Origin of the sequence: Devosia sp. XK-2 (genome assembly GCF_037113415.1) — a bacterium.
Classification (GTDB): domain Bacteria; phylum Pseudomonadota; class Alphaproteobacteria; order Rhizobiales; family Devosiaceae; genus Devosia.
Window position 1 is genome coordinate 182845 of sequence record NZ_CP146608.1, and the last position, 13264, is coordinate 196108.

Consider the following 13264-nt stretch of genomic DNA (forward strand, 5'->3'; position numbering starts at 1 on the left):
GGTCAGGGGTGAGGGTTCAAGACCGTCAACGGCTTCCTACTGCCAGTCGCGCTGGCGGTAAGGCCGGAACCCCCACCCTCGGTCCCTCCCCTCAAGGGGGAGGGAGGCGAAGGGCCACGCACGTTTCGGCTAGATGATCCGTCATTGCAGGCCGACGACAACCTGACGCCAAAGGCGAAAGATAGATGCCCAAACTTCGGATGACAGGACGCGGCCTCTGGATTACGGCGTTGATTGTGCCGCCACTATGCTTTGTGGCGCTGTTCATCGTCTATCCGATCGTTTCGGCCTTCGCCTATGCCTTCTTCGACTGGCAGGGCTTGAAGCGCCTCGATTTCGTGGGGCTGGAAAACTTCCACACGGTATTGTTCGTCGAGCCCTATCGGAGCTGGACGCTCAATGCCTTCAAGAACAATATCATTGTCTTTTTCGCCCTCATGGTGCTGCAGAACGGGCTCGGCTTCATCCTGGCCTATGCGCTCTGGCGCGAGCTGCCCGGCGCGCGCTTCCACCGTATTGCAGTGTTTCTGCCCGTGGTGCTCTCGACCATCATCGTCGCCTATCTCTTCAAGCTCTTCTATCACCCGCTCTTCGGGGTGGTGAATATCACCCTCAAAGGCATTGGCCTGGGCGGGCTGGCCCAACCCTGGCTGGGCCAGAGCGGCACCGCGCTTTGGAGCATTATTGCCGCCCAGGCCTGGCATATGGTGGGTTTCCCCACCCTGGTTTTCCTTGCTGGCATGCAGCGCATTCCGAGCGAAATCCTCGATGCCGTGCGCATGGAAACTGAAAGCGAGTGGGTCAAGATCACCAAGATCGTCTGGCCGCTTGTGGCGCCCAGCGCCACCATCGTCTTCACGCTGCTCTTTGTGGGCGCCTTCAACTGGTTTGAGCTGCCTTACATCATGGGTGGACTGGATGGATCGCCCTTCGGCTCGACCGACGTGCTGGGGCTCTATTTCTATCGCACCGCTTTCGGCAATGTCTCGGCCGGTCAGCAGGATTTCGGGCTCGGCAGTGCGCTGGCCGTCTTGATCTTCCTGTTCATTGCCGTCATCGCCACGGTCATAACCATGCGGCTGCGCGCCCGGGAGATCCAGATATGAGCGCCGCCGGCTCCACCTATTATGATCGCAAGGGGTTGATGGGCACGCTGGGCCGCGACGGGCTTTTGCAGATCATTTTGATCGCCAACACCGTTCTCATGCTGGCGCCCATCGTCATCATGGTCTTTTCGGCCTTCAAGACGACGCCGCAAATCTTCGCTTCACCCTTCGGCCTTCCCGACATCACTCAGATCGGGAATTTCGTGAAAATCTGGACCCAGACCAATTTCCTGCGCTACCTGCTCAATTCCTTCGTGGTCACCGGCGCCTCCATGGTGCTGATCCTGACTTTGGGCACCATGGCTGCCTATGCGATTGGCCGCTATGCCTTTACCGGCGCCAATTTCATCCTGATGTTTTTCCTGGCCGGCCTGACGCTGCCGCTGAAACTGGCCATCATCCCGCTCTTCATGCTGATGCGGGATCTCTCCATCCTCAACAATCAGCTCTCGCTGATCTTTGTCTATACCGCCATGGGCCTGCCCACGACGGTCTTCATCATGACCGGTTTCATCCGCACCCTGCCCAATGAACTGGAAGACGCCGCCCGCATGGATGGTGCCTCCGAAGCACGGATCATGTGGTCGATCATGCTGCCTTTGGTGCGCCCGGCCATGGTGATTGCCGGCATCCAGAATGTCGTACCCATCTGGAACGACTTTTTCTTCCCGCTGGTCTTCATCCAGAACGATGACCTCAAGACCCTGCCGCAGGGCCTCACCACTTTCATGGGCGAATATACCACCGATTGGGGCGTACTGTTCTCGGGCCTGACCCTGTCGGCGGCGCCGATCATCCTCATCTATATCCTGCTCTCGCGCCAGTTCATCGCCGGCATGACCTCGGGGGCAGTCAAATGAAGCTGCCGCGAGGGCTTATCGTTTCCTGCCAGGCGCGGGCGGATAATCCTCTGCACGGTCCCCAATTCATGGGCGCCATGGCCCTGGCCGCACGCGACGGCGGCGCCGTGGGCATCCGCGCCAATGGTCCGGCCGATATCGCAGCAGTCATGGCGGCTGGCCTGCCGGTCATTGGCATCCATAAAGTGTTTTCCGATGACTACTCGGTCTATATCACCCCCGATTTTTCTGCCGCGGCTGCCATTGTTGCGGCGGGGGCCGCCATCGTGGCGCTCGACTGCACCGAGCGGCCGCGCCGCGGCGAACATCCCAGCGTGCTCATCCGCCGCATCAAGGAGGAGATCGGCGCCGAGGTCTTTGCCGATATCTCAACCCTGGACGAGGGCCTCAAGGCCGCCGATTGGGGCGCTGATTATGTCGCCACGACACTCTCGGGCTATACCGAGGCCACCGGGCCCAAGCCCAAAGAGCCGGACCTGGCGCTGCTTGAGGCCCTGGCGTCCCGGCTCGATATTCCGATCGTGGCCGAAGGGCGCTACAATAATCCCGAACGTGTCGCGCAGGGCTTTGCGGCCGGGGCGCATGCTGTTGTCGTGGGCACCATGATCACCAATCCGCGCGAAATTACCCGCATGTTTGTACAAGAGGGCGTGCCCAGGTGATCGGGGCACATCTGGGTCTCGATGTCGGCGGCACGGCCAGCCGCTGGGTCGCCTGTGACGCCTCGGGCGCGGTGCTGGCGCGCGGCAGCGTTGGCGGCGCCACCGCCCATGTCTTCAATTCGGCAGAGCGCGCCCGTCTGGCAGCGGTGTTTGCCCAGCTAGCCGAAGCGCTGAAGAGCGCGGGTCTGCGTGCCGATAGTCTTTCGGCCGGGCTGACCGGTTTCGGCGCTGCGGCAGCCGAGGATATTGCCGGCCTTGCCCTGGCGGCATTGGGGCTGCCGCGCGAGGCGGTCCTGCTCATGGAAGACATCATCCTGGCCTATGCCGCCCATTTTCAACCGGGCGAGGGGCACCTGGTTTCAGCCGGTACCGGCTCGATCGGCATTCATGTCGGCGCCAATGGCGATGTGGTGCGCGTCGGCGGGCGGGGCATTCTCATCGACGATGCCGGTTCGGGCAGCTGGATTGCCTTGCAAGCGCTCGACCGGCTCTATCGCACGCTCGACCGCAACGGGTCCTTTGCGGTCATGCAGGTTCTGGCCGATGAGATATTTGCGCTGGTGGGCGGGGCGGACTGGCATCATGTTCGCCAATATGTCTATGCCGGGGACCGCGGCCGCGTCGGGACGCTGGCCGTGGGCGTCGCCAGGGCAGCCGAGCGGGGCGACGCCACCGCATGCGCCATTTTGCGGGAGGCGGGCGTGGAACTGGCGGCTTTGGCCGGCGCCCTGCAGGCCCGGGCGGGCACAAAGCCGATGGCTTTTATCGGTGGCGTGCTGACCTTGCATCCGCTGATTTTCGAAACGCTGGCCGAAAACCTACCCGGCCAGGCGGTGTCGCGCCCCATTATAGATGGCGCCCTGGCCGCCGCGTGCTTGCAGTCGGACCATGGTGGGACGCAATGGCGGGCGATCCTGGCGGCCGGGCCGAGGCTGGGTTGAGGCCCGTCAGACCACCAATTTGCTGCGCGCCAGTTCGGCCAGCGATTGCTGCGAGCGGTCCTGCGGACGGTTGACCGTCTGCACCCATTCGATCAATTGCGCCATGCCGGTTTCGAAATCCTGTTGCGGGCGGATGCCGAACAGGCGCTCGAGCTTGGATGTATCGGCAAAGCAATGGCGGATATCACCAACGCGATATTGGTTGAGAATGGTGGGCGCGATATTCCTGCGCAAAAGCCGGGCCAGGGTCGTGGCGATCTCATTGACGGTGCGGGCCTCCCCGCTGCCCACATTGCAGGCCTCCCAGACCTCAAGATCGCTATCGAGCACGCTGGCAAAGGCATTGGCCACGTCCAGCACATGCACGAAATCGCGCTTCTGCTCGCCATCCTCGAAAATGATGGGGGACTGGTCGTTGAGCAGGCGCGAAATGAAGATGGCGGCGACCCCGGTATAGGGATTGCTCAGCGCCTGACGCGAACCATAGGCGTTGAACAGGCGCAAGGCCACGGTGGGAATCTGCAGGGCCCGCCCGACCGAGAGAAACATTTCCTCGTGGTCGCGCTTGTTGACCGCATAGATTGAGGCGGGCTGGAGAAGCTTGTCTTCGCCGGTGGGCACCGGCACCAGCGTCTCGTCCGCTTGCATCAGCTCCCATTGATGCGCCTTCAATTGGGCATGGTCGCGCATGGAGGGCGTCACCGGCCTGCCGCTCGATGCCTCGATATATTGCCCCTCGCCATAGATCGACATGGACGAGGCAACGGCCATGCGCTTGACGCCGTGATCGCTGCGCGAGAGCACTTCGAGCATGATGGCGGCGGCCATGGTATTGTTGCGCGTGTAATCGACAATATTGGTCATGCTCTGCCCCACCCCGACCGAGGCGGCGAGATGAGCCAGATGGGTAATGCCGGAGAGCGCGCTTTCAAAGACGCCGTCATCGAGGATATTGCCCCTGATGCGCCGGGCTGCGGGGTTGAGATAGACCGGCCAGCCTTCCGCGTCGCGCTCGGCATCGCCATGGACCTGCTCGAGCAGGCAATCGAGCACCGTGACCTCGAATCCGCGCGCCAGCAGCAAATCCACCAGATGCGAGCCGATAAAGCCGGCGCCCCCCGTGACCAGAACGTGACCCCTGGACATAATCTTACTCCTTACCTGTCCGAACGCGCGTCATGAGCTTTGCTCCGCACCAGCCCTGATGGTCGGCAAAGCGGGGGCACCGGCGGGCAGGGCCGCGCCCGATCGCCCGCGCGCTACGCGCACCAGATCATGGTTGGCATCGGTCTTTTCAGTGCGCTCCCACACCAGCCCCTCATTGCGCAGGAACATGCGGAACCCGATCCAGAGCGGGATCAGCCAGATCAGCCACCAGCCCATGATGAAGACCGGATTGACCCGCAACAGATAGCGGATGCGGTCCCTGCGGCTGGGCAGCACCAGTGCGGAGCGGCGCCAGGTGCGGATATAGAGCGCACCCATCGAAAGGCCGAAAGCGCCCAGATTGACCAGCGAGAGCACAATGGCCCAGTCGGGCAGGATATTATTGCCGCTCCAGGCCGACCAACTAGCCCAGAGCCCCAGGGGGATGCCCACCGAATTGAGCGACAGGGACAGGCAGGGCAGGAAATTGAACCAGGCCTTGATCCGCGCGGGCCAGGGCATGCCCATGGCCTGGAGCGGATAGGTCAGGCTCTGGAAGAAGCCGGCGACCCAGCGTTTGCGCTGGGTAATGCCATGGGCAAAAGTCAGCGGCACTTCCTCGATCAAGGGGTTTTCGATCACCCCAAGCTTTTTGCCATTGGTCCAGAAGCGCATGCCCACTTCGGGGTCTTCGATGGTCAGCCAGGGATGGAAACCACCCAGTGCGATCAGGTCCGATGCGCGGAAGAACAGGCCCTTGCCCAAGACCCAATAGGGATGTTTGCCATTGGCTGAGAGATGGGGATATTTCGAGCCATCCCAGGCCATATGGTCAAAAGCGTGCCAGCTGGCCGCCCAGCTGGCATTGAGATTGCCGGCAATGTTCTGGGCCTGCAGCACGTCATAATGCTGCATGCCGGCCGCCGCGGCCAGGAAGTGGTCGCTGGGCGGGCAGCTATCGGCGTCTATGTAGTTGACCAGGAAATCCTGGCTGCCCATGACCCGCTCGGCGATCTGGTAGAAAGCGTAGATGAGCTGCCGCGTCTTCTTTGGAGGCAGATTGCGCTTCCGGGCGAACTTGCCCTCATGCCACCAATAGGCCTTCTTGCACCGGTCCCAGGCCTTCCACACCACCAGCCAGGATTTGTGCGAGGTGGGGGGCACCTCGATGATCTGGAGGAAGGGAAATTCTTTTTGCAGGCGCCTGAGCGAGCGGACGGTGAAGGCGTCATCGGCATTGGGAATGGCCACCACGCTATATTTGTCCCTGGGATAGTCGAGCTGCCCAAGGCTCAAAAAGGTGGTGCGCATGGTCGATTCGAGCTCGCGCAGGACGGGATAGAACAGCACGATATAGGGGTAGTCCTTTTCCGGCAGCTTCCGGGCTTCGGCCGGGTTCACCCAGTTGACCGGCCGGGTGAAGAAATAAAGGTCCAGCAATTGGGAGAGCGCATAGGCGACCTGCACGGCGCAAAAGCCGCTGATGAGGAACAGTGAAATGGTATGGCTGGCCATGCTTCCCCCCATCATTGCCGGTCGCTAGCGCGTCGCCCCATCCTGTAGGACAGGCTTTGCCAGCGGTGAGACACCGTTCATGCGGGTAGGTGTGACCGGACGAGCCGCACCATATCGGGGGAGCGGCACAATGCTCTGCCGGCGCGGATGCCGGACGGGCCGGCCGATGCCGTGAACCGAGAAGCCGGCGTCGAGGAAGCGCCGCGGCTCGAGAAAATTGCGCAGGTCGACAAGCACCTTGTTGCGCACCAGACCAGCCAGGCGGTCCGGGTCCAACCTGGCAAATTCAGGCCAATGCGTGGCCAGAACCGTGCAGTCGGCTCCCTCGGCGCAGAGATAAGGCGTCTCGGCGAAATGCACGCCTTCCAGGCGGATGCGCGCGCGCGCCATGCCCTGGGGATCGAATACCCGGACCTGCGCGCCGGCATGGAGCAGCGTTTCGATCAGGGCCAGGGAGGGAGAATCCCGCAGATCGTCGGTATTGGGCTTGAAGGTCAGGCCTAAAATGGCCACCACCCGGCCGGACAGTTCCCCATGCAGGGCGCGCGCAACCCGGCGGCCCATGGCCCGCTTGCGCGCGTCATTGGCGGCGATGACGGTTTCCACCAGGCGCAGACTGACGCCATGCTCCTGGGCAATGGCCAAAAGCGCCGTCGTGTCCTTGGGAAAACAGGAGCCGCCATAGCCCGGTCCGGCCTGCAGAAAGGCCTCGCCAATGCGGGTGTCCAGCCCCATGCCATGAGCAACGTCTTCGACATTGGCGCCCACTGCTTCGCATAGATCGGCGCATTCATTGATGAAGGCGATCTTGGTGGCGAGGAACGCATTGGCGGCGCATTTGACCAGTTCGGCCTCCCGCCGCCCCATGCAGACCACCGGTGTTCCGGCCTGTTCCAGTGGCGCGTAAAGTGCCCGGAGCGTATTGCGTGCCGTTTCGTCTCCGGCCCCGACGATGATCCGGTCCGGATGCATGAAATCGCCAATGGCCGAGCCTTCCCGCAGGAATTCGGGATTGGAGATGACGCAGAACCGCAGGTCCGGCCGTGCTTGCTGCATCAGCGCCTGCACACGGTCGCCCGTGCCCACGGGCACTGTTGACTTGATGACCAGCATTTGCGGGTGGGTCGATTTGGCCGCGACCTCCCGGGCCACCGCGAATATAGCGCTGAGATCGGCGCCACCATTGGCCTGGGGCGGTGTGCCCACCGCGACCATGACGGCATGCACCTCCTTGCCCAGGCTGGGCAGCCGATTGGCAAAGCCAAGCCGGCCGGCAGCGACATTGGCGCTGATCAACTCGGCGAGCTGCGGCTCGTAGATTGGGATGCGCCCGGCCTGCAATTGCTCGATCTTGCTGGCATCATTGTCCACGCACAAGACGTGGTGTCCCAACTCCGCCAGGCATGCGCCCGATACCAAACCGACATATCCTGAACCGATAATGATGAGACGCATGGCTTTGTACTCTGAACGTTACTGAAACTAGATCGAGGCTAGAGGCTCGCCGCGAGCGACCGTCGCAAAGGCCGGCGGATGACCGCTGGGGACCGCGATGGCTGCGTCCAGGCCGGCGAAATAGCGGATGGTTTTCTCCAGCCCCTCTGCCAGCGGCATGCGCGGCGCCCAGCCGAGCAGAGTGGTGGCGCGGGTAATGTCGGGACGCCGCCGGCGCGGATCGTCCACGGGCAGGGGGCGATGCACGATCCGGGAGCGCGAGCCGGTCATCTCGATGACGATCCGGGCCAGTTCACCCACCGTGATTTCGGCTGGATTGCCGATATTGACCGGCCCATTGACTTCCGGGCCAGACGCCATGAGGCGCACAAAGCCTTCGATGAGATCATCGACATAACAGAAGGACCGTGTCTGCAGGCCCTCGCCATAGACGGTGATATCTTCGCCGCGCAGCGCCTGGAGGATGAAATTGGACACCACCCGCCCGTCATCGGGCTGCATGCGCGGGCCATAGGTGTTGAAGATGCGCACGATCTTGACCACGATCCCGTTCTGGCGGGCGAAGTCGGTGAACAGGGTTTCGGCAAAGCGTTTGCCTTCGTCATAGCAGGAGCGCGGCCCCACCGTGTTGACATTGCCGCAATAATCCTCGCGCTGGGGGTGGATCTCCGGGTCGCCATAGACCTCGGAGGTCGAGGCATGCATGACACGCGCCCCGTCCCTTTCGGCGCGATGCAGCACATTGGCTGCCCCTTCCGCGCAGATCAGCGCCGTGCGTACCGGATCGCTCTGGTAATGTACCGGAGAGGCGGGACAGGCCAGATTGTATATCTCGTCAAAGGCGGGCAGGTGATCGGGAATGGGATCGATCACATCATGTTCGACCAGCTCGAACCGGTTGCTGCGCGCCAGGGGCGCCACATTGGCGGGGCGCCCGGTGTGAAAATTGTCCAGACAAGTCACCCGGTGGCCAGCCTGGATCAGGCGGGTGCACAGATGCGATCCGAGAAAGCCGGCGCCGCCGGTGACGCAGATGGATTTGGGTATAGCTGTCCCGTGGCCGGTGCGCGTCTGACGCACCGGCCCGGTCGCTTTATGATGCCGGCTCATTCTTGCACCAGGCCGACGCCCAGCGTCAGATCCCCGGGTCTGGGCAGGGGCAGGGGGATAACCGCCTGCCCGACCTTGGCGACCGTACCAGAGAGCCAACCGCCTTCGGGCGGCCGTGCCACGGCGCGATATCCACCTTCATAGATCGGCAGCAATCCGGCCTGGTAATTGTAGTGGACCACGTCGCCATCGTGGATCAGCACCATGTCGGCCGAGGTCACTTCCACATCGTTGACCCGGACGTAATCGACGAACAGATTGCGATCCAAGACGCCATCTTCACCCATGCCGTCCTTGCGCACATATTTATCATTGGTGAGCACCAGGCCGACCTCGGCATCGGGCGTCAACAGATTGTCCGGAACGGTGAAGGAAAACTGCTCGAGGAAGGAATTGGGGCGCGGCTTGGTGAACAGGCGGCCCTCGGCCTCGGTCCGGATCGCCTTGTTCAGCGTGCCGCTGCCGATCACCTTGTCATTGATCAGCAGATCAAAGCTTGGCGGGCCGTCATAGGCCTCTCCGGCTATGGACACGATGACCAGTGACTCTGCTGCCGCTGGCAGGGTTGTAAGCAAGACTAGGACAGTAGTTATTCCCAATGGTCTTGCAAATATTACTTGTGATATCTTGCGCATCTCGACTCACCACTAACAAAATTGCCGTACCACAAAGCTTTATGCAGAAATACTCCCACACCAGATGGCTCTGTCTCAGCGTACACTAACCTTTCATTTAAATTGTTGCCATTAATACAACGATCTAGACAGTTCTGACTAATTGCCCCGATCAGGTCCTTGCTTCATTTTTTAACGCAGCAGGGTTGGTCACTGGTCGATTCGGGGAGGCAGAGGTGAAGCGTCGAAATCTGATTGCGGGCGCAGCGGCAGCGCTGGTTTTTGGGCAATTGGCCGGCTGCGCGCGCGTCGATCGGACCGAGACAGGCTCCATAACGGCGCCCGACCGCTCGGCCGCGGGCCAGGCCCAGCCCGCCGCGTCGCCATCGGCCCGCGCGTTGCGCTCGGCCGCATCCAATCGCGGTCTTTATTTCGGGGCAGCGATCCAGAGCGCCGCTCTGGGCGATAGCCGTTTCCGCTCCAATGTGGTGCGCGACTGCTCGATCATCACCCCCGAATGGGCCATGAAATGGGATTCCTTGGCGCCGGGCCGCGCCTATAATTTCAGCGAGATGGATCAGCTTGCCAGCTTTGCCGCCCGCAACGGGCTGGCCATGCGCGGCCACACCTTGCTCTGGCACAAAAGCCTGCCGCGCTGGGCCGCCGCGGCGTTGGCCTCCAGCCGGGACTGGACACTGATCGAGGATCACTTCTCCAAGGTTATCGGGCGCTATGGCAATCAGGTGCGCGAATGGGACGTGGTCAACGAACCCATTGAGCCCGAGCATGGCGGCAATGGCCTGCGGCAAAACCAGTTCTACAAGGCCTTTGGCGAGAGCTATATCCAGCGCGCATTTGAAACGGCCCGCGCCCGCGCGCCACGCGCACGCCTGGTCATCAACGAATATGGGCTGGAATATAACAGCAGCTATGAGGGGCAGCGCCGCCTGACGCTCCTGCGCCTGCTCGAACGCTTGCGCTCGCGCGGCGTGCCGGTCGACACCGTGGGCCTGCAGGCGCATCTCGACCTGCGCAAGGGCAAGGTCTATGCCGATGGCATTTATGGCCTCATGCGCGATATCGGCAATATGGGGCTCAAAGTGGCCATTACCGAACTCGACGTCGCCGAGGCCAATACCGGCCTCTCCATCGAGCGGCGCGACTCCCTGGTGGCCGACGAAACCCGTCGTTATCTCGATATTGTCCTGCAGTTCAACAATGTGCTGGGCGTCAGCACCTGGGGGCTGAACGACAGCCATTCCTGGCTGCGCACCCAGCGGAGCGCGGCCAATCGCGGTCTGCCCTATGATCGGGACTGGCGGGCCAAGCCCATGCATGGCGCCATCCTGACCGCCTTTGCCTGATCGCCGGGCCATTCTAACCCTCAAGGGGGACAGAGCGATGCAATGTCAGCCTTAAGGGGTGCGCTCTAGCGGACCGGCTCCATCAGGCTATTGTAGAGCGCCCGGGTTTCCGGGCTCGGCTCGACCCCCAGATCATCGGCGAGCACCGAGCGCATCGAGGCATAAAGTTCGCTGACCCGGACATAGTGGCGCCGCTCTGCCGCCTCTTCCATCAGCACGCAAAGGGCATCTTCCCGATATGGATCGAGCTCGAGCAGGCGGCGCGCGCAGGTGGAGCGTTCCGCCTGGGTCAGGTCTATGTCAGGCCGGATTCCATCGGCAATGCCATCGACGGCCTGGGTGAGCAGCTCGTCGCGGCGCGAGGAGAGCCAGTCTTCGAATTCCTCGCTGCTGGTATCCTGATCGGCGAGCAGCTCGCCACCATAGATCTTGCACAATTGCAGCGGCGTCAGCCTGATCTCCCCGGCCATGTGGCGGGCCATTTCGATCAGGTCGCAGTAAATGTCGGCGCCGGGTGCCAGGTGCAGGGTCGAAATATTGGCCTGGATCAGGCGAAAGCCATGCTCTTCCTGGATATGCCGGATGCGAGCCACGGACTGGCGCAGATTGGCCGCGGCCTTGCCATCCTCCGCATTGGGCCACAATAGGGCGGCCAGGCGGCTGCGCGGCTGTACTTGCTCGGGGGTGGACAGGATCAGATAAGCGGCGAGACGAAAAAAGCTCGCGGGTACACCCCGGACCAGGTCGCCATCAACGAGCAGACAACAGGTTCCGAGCAGTTTGATGGTTACATGGTGCGGCGCTTGAGTACCCATCTGCGCCCTCCGTCCCTTTGTTACTCAAAATGATTATACTGGAACTACTTACGCTACCCTAATCGGATATTGGGTTATAGAAGATATTGCTCTGACCAGATGCGCTCACGGATATGTGTTGGCGCCCTAGACCCTCATGGCTCGATGCCGCTGGCCGCGAAAAAGGCCCACATATCCTTGTTGACCGCCGTTATGGCGCTGATCGCATCCTGGACCCTTTTGAACTCCGCCTCATCGAGCGCTTCTACTTTTCCATATTTCAACGCGTCGTCAAACTCGACAATGCGCATCAATTGGGTCCCGCTCAATTCGCCATTGGAGTCGAATGAATAGATGCAATGATTATATTTGTTCCGGACTTTGGCTTCTTTTTTCAGCCGTTCGGTCAAATCCAGAACCGCCGCGCGGGTGGCCGGCGGCGTTGCCGGCAATTTGGCCAGCCTGTCGAGCAGGTCCAGCCGCGCCCGGGTCGTGTTGAGCGTGAGAAAGATGATGATGGCGGCGTCTTTCGACGTCCCGGCCAGATGCGCGATCAGGTAGATGAACAGGCTTTCCGTATTGGTCCAGACATAGTTCAACTGCCCGACCTGCTGGAGCACTTTGTCCAGGCTCGGCATTGGCTTCAGCCCGGGGAAGCGGCTCGTCGTCGCTCGCCCTGCCCATTGTCCATGGCGCTTCTGTCCAACTGGTGCTCGTGCAAATAGGCGGCAGCCTGTGTGCGGTTGGTGACGCGCAGCTTGGCGATCAGATTATGCACATGCGCTTTGACCGTATGCTCGGACAGCGCCATGCGGTCGGCAATCAGCTTGTTCTGGTAGCCCTCTGAAACCAGGGTCAGGATCTCGCGCTCGCGGGTCGTCAATGCATCCAGGCCGTGTCCCGCCTCATCCCCGTTGCTCTCGCCGCGACGCGGGAGCGTGCTGGTCACCAGGGGCTGCACGCCGGGCGGCGGCGCACGGCCGGCCGTCACGTCCTGTTGGTGGACCGGTTCGGGCGGCTGGTTGGCCAGCGGCACTGCAGGGGGCAGATATTCTCCCCCGGCCATGACCAGCCGCATCAGCGCAAACCAGACATCCAAAGGCAGGGTGGTGGGCAAAACGCCCTGAATCTCGCGCTGAACGATCAATTGCTGGTCGACAACCGGCAGGCCATTGTCGACCGCCACGGCAATGGCCGCCCGCGGAAATCGCCTTCTGCATCGATCAATCAGGACCGGATCGATCGAACGGGCGCCCGCGCCGAGCAACACCAGCCCCACATCGTTGTCGGGTTCGCCGCCCTCGTCTATGCGATCGACAAGAAAAACGTCCGCGTCCCAGAAATGGTCCTGCAGGGCGCTGCACAGACATTGGTATATGGCCTGCTGTGGGGCAACAAACACCAGCCGAACTTTGTCGGAATTCGAAGACCGATCTTTGGCCTGGCGCGGACTGCGCAGACCGTCATAGAGGTTTTCACGCACTTTACCACTCCCCTCCCTGGCGATTACTGTCCATCATGCCGATGAATGGGCCTGGCACGACCGCTCCCAAGGTTGATAAAACGTTAACACCCGGGGCGTGACTCTATCGTGATTCATTCCGCGGCAAGATTAATTCAAAAGATTGAGCCGCAAGCCCCTCTGTCAGGCAGAAACCGATCATTCGATTGAGCCGCACGCGCGTTTTCTCCCCCTA

13 protein-coding genes are annotated in these 13264 nt (G+C 61.8%); 5 read left to right on the forward strand and 8 right to left on the reverse strand.

Annotated elements, in window-relative coordinates:
- Window positions 1-185: 185 nt before the first annotated feature.
- From V8Z65_RS00940 to V8Z65_RS00955, 4 genes are read left to right on the forward strand one after another with little or no spacing between them, the layout of a single operon-like run.
- Entirely contained in the window at window positions 186-1106 is a 921-nt protein-coding gene (locus tag V8Z65_RS00940; RefSeq protein ID WP_338721939.1) for a sugar ABC transporter permease, read from the forward strand.
- A complete protein-coding gene (locus tag V8Z65_RS00945) occupies window positions 1103-1966 on the forward strand; it encodes a carbohydrate ABC transporter permease (RefSeq protein ID WP_338721940.1) in 864 nt (287 codons plus the stop codon). Before V8Z65_RS00940 ends, V8Z65_RS00945 begins: the two co-directional genes overlap by 4 nt.
- Entirely contained in the window at window positions 1963-2628 is a 666-nt protein-coding gene (locus tag V8Z65_RS00950) for an N-acetylmannosamine-6-phosphate 2-epimerase (protein ID WP_338721941.1), read from the forward strand. Before V8Z65_RS00945 ends, V8Z65_RS00950 begins: the two co-directional genes overlap by 4 nt.
- Window positions 2625-3569: a BadF/BadG/BcrA/BcrD ATPase family protein gene (locus V8Z65_RS00955; RefSeq protein WP_338721942.1), complete on the forward strand. Its 945-nt coding sequence runs from the start codon at window positions 2625-2627 to the stop codon at window positions 3567-3569. The genes V8Z65_RS00950 and V8Z65_RS00955 overlap by 4 nt, the downstream gene beginning before the upstream one ends.
- Before the next feature lie 6 nt (window positions 3570-3575).
- Here V8Z65_RS00955 and V8Z65_RS00960 read toward each other — a convergent pair whose 3' ends face one another.
- The 5 genes from V8Z65_RS00960 to V8Z65_RS00980 are packed head-to-tail and all read right to left on the reverse strand — an operon-like array spanning window position 3576 to window position 9370.
- A complete protein-coding gene (locus V8Z65_RS00960) occupies window positions 3576-4715 on the reverse strand; it encodes an NAD-dependent epimerase/dehydratase family protein (protein WP_338721944.1) in 1140 nt (379 codons plus the stop codon).
- A 30-nt stretch (window positions 4716-4745) separates the two neighbouring features.
- A complete protein-coding gene (locus V8Z65_RS00965) occupies window positions 4746-6230 on the reverse strand; it encodes a glycosyltransferase family 2 protein (protein ID WP_338721946.1) in 1485 nt (494 codons plus the stop codon).
- A 24-nt stretch (window positions 6231-6254) separates the two neighbouring features.
- Window positions 6255-7685, reverse strand: coding sequence for a UDP-glucose/GDP-mannose dehydrogenase family protein (locus tag V8Z65_RS00970; protein ID WP_338721948.1), 1431 nt, complete (start codon window positions 7683-7685; stop codon window positions 6255-6257).
- Between the two features lie 27 nt (window positions 7686-7712).
- Window positions 7713-8795 carry a UDP-glucuronic acid decarboxylase family protein gene (locus V8Z65_RS00975; RefSeq protein ID WP_338721949.1) on the reverse strand — a complete coding sequence of 361 codons (1083 nt, stop codon included), beginning with the start codon at window positions 8793-8795 and terminating at the stop codon, window positions 7713-7715.
- A complete protein-coding gene (locus V8Z65_RS00980; RefSeq protein WP_338721950.1) occupies window positions 8792-9370 on the reverse strand; it encodes a carbohydrate-binding domain-containing protein in 579 nt (192 codons plus the stop codon). The genes V8Z65_RS00975 and V8Z65_RS00980 overlap by 4 nt, the downstream gene beginning before the upstream one ends.
- A gap of 275 nt (window positions 9371-9645) precedes the next feature.
- On the opposite strand from V8Z65_RS00980, the gene V8Z65_RS00985 reads away from it, so the two are divergent.
- Complete coding sequence (locus tag V8Z65_RS00985; RefSeq protein ID WP_338721951.1) at window positions 9646-10773, forward strand: endo-1,4-beta-xylanase; 1128 nt, start codon at window positions 9646-9648, stop codon at window positions 10771-10773.
- Window positions 10774-10838: 65 nt separating this feature from the next.
- On the opposite strand, the gene V8Z65_RS00990 is transcribed toward V8Z65_RS00985, so the two are convergent.
- The 3 genes from V8Z65_RS00990 to V8Z65_RS01000 all read right to left on the reverse strand — a co-directional run bounded on the left by V8Z65_RS00990 (window position 10839) and on the right by V8Z65_RS01000 (window position 13050).
- The gene (locus V8Z65_RS00990) at window positions 10839-11588 is read right to left on the reverse strand and encodes a BTAD domain-containing putative transcriptional regulator (RefSeq protein WP_338721952.1); all 750 of its coding nucleotides are present in this window, start codon (window positions 11586-11588) and stop codon (window positions 10839-10841) included.
- A gap of 134 nt (window positions 11589-11722) precedes the next feature.
- The gene (locus V8Z65_RS00995; protein WP_338721953.1) at window positions 11723-12205 is read right to left on the reverse strand and encodes a hypothetical protein; all 483 of its coding nucleotides are present in this window, start codon (window positions 12203-12205) and stop codon (window positions 11723-11725) included.
- Between the two features lie 5 nt (window positions 12206-12210).
- Complete coding sequence (locus V8Z65_RS01000) at window positions 12211-13050, reverse strand: response regulator transcription factor (protein ID WP_338721955.1); 840 nt, start codon at window positions 13048-13050, stop codon at window positions 12211-12213.
- Between the last annotated feature and the right edge of the window lie 214 nt (window positions 13051-13264).

What these genes read in the sequence shown, in the direction of transcription:
- V8Z65_RS00940 (WP_338721939.1), top strand. Translation starts at nt 186, where the DNA reads ATGCCCAAACTTCGGATGACAGGACGCGGCCTCTGGATTACGGCGTTG.
- V8Z65_RS00945 (WP_338721940.1), top strand. Translation starts at nt 1,103, where the DNA reads ATGAGCGCCGCCGGCTCCACCTATTATGATCGCAAGGGGTTGATGGGC.
- V8Z65_RS00950 (WP_338721941.1), top strand. Translation starts at nt 1,963, where the DNA reads ATGAAGCTGCCGCGAGGGCTTATCGTTTCCTGCCAGGCGCGGGCGGAT.
- V8Z65_RS00960 (WP_338721944.1), bottom strand. Translation starts at nt 4,715, where the DNA reads ATGTCCAGGGGTCACGTTCTGGTCACGGGGGGCGCCGGCTTTATCGGC.
- V8Z65_RS00965 (WP_338721946.1), bottom strand. Translation starts at nt 6,230, where the DNA reads ATGGCCAGCCATACCATTTCACTGTTCCTCATCAGCGGCTTTTGCGCC.
- V8Z65_RS00970 (WP_338721948.1), bottom strand. Translation starts at nt 7,685, where the DNA reads ATGCGTCTCATCATTATCGGTTCAGGATATGTCGGTTTGGTATCGGGC.
- V8Z65_RS00975 (WP_338721949.1), bottom strand. Translation starts at nt 8,795, where the DNA reads ATGAGCCGGCATCATAAAGCGACCGGGCCGGTGCGTCAGACGCGCACC.
- V8Z65_RS00990 (WP_338721952.1), bottom strand. Translation starts at nt 11,588, where the DNA reads ATGGGTACTCAAGCGCCGCACCATGTAACCATCAAACTGCTCGGAACC.
- V8Z65_RS00995 (WP_338721953.1), bottom strand. Translation starts at nt 12,205, where the DNA reads ATGCCGAGCCTGGACAAAGTGCTCCAGCAGGTCGGGCAGTTGAACTAT.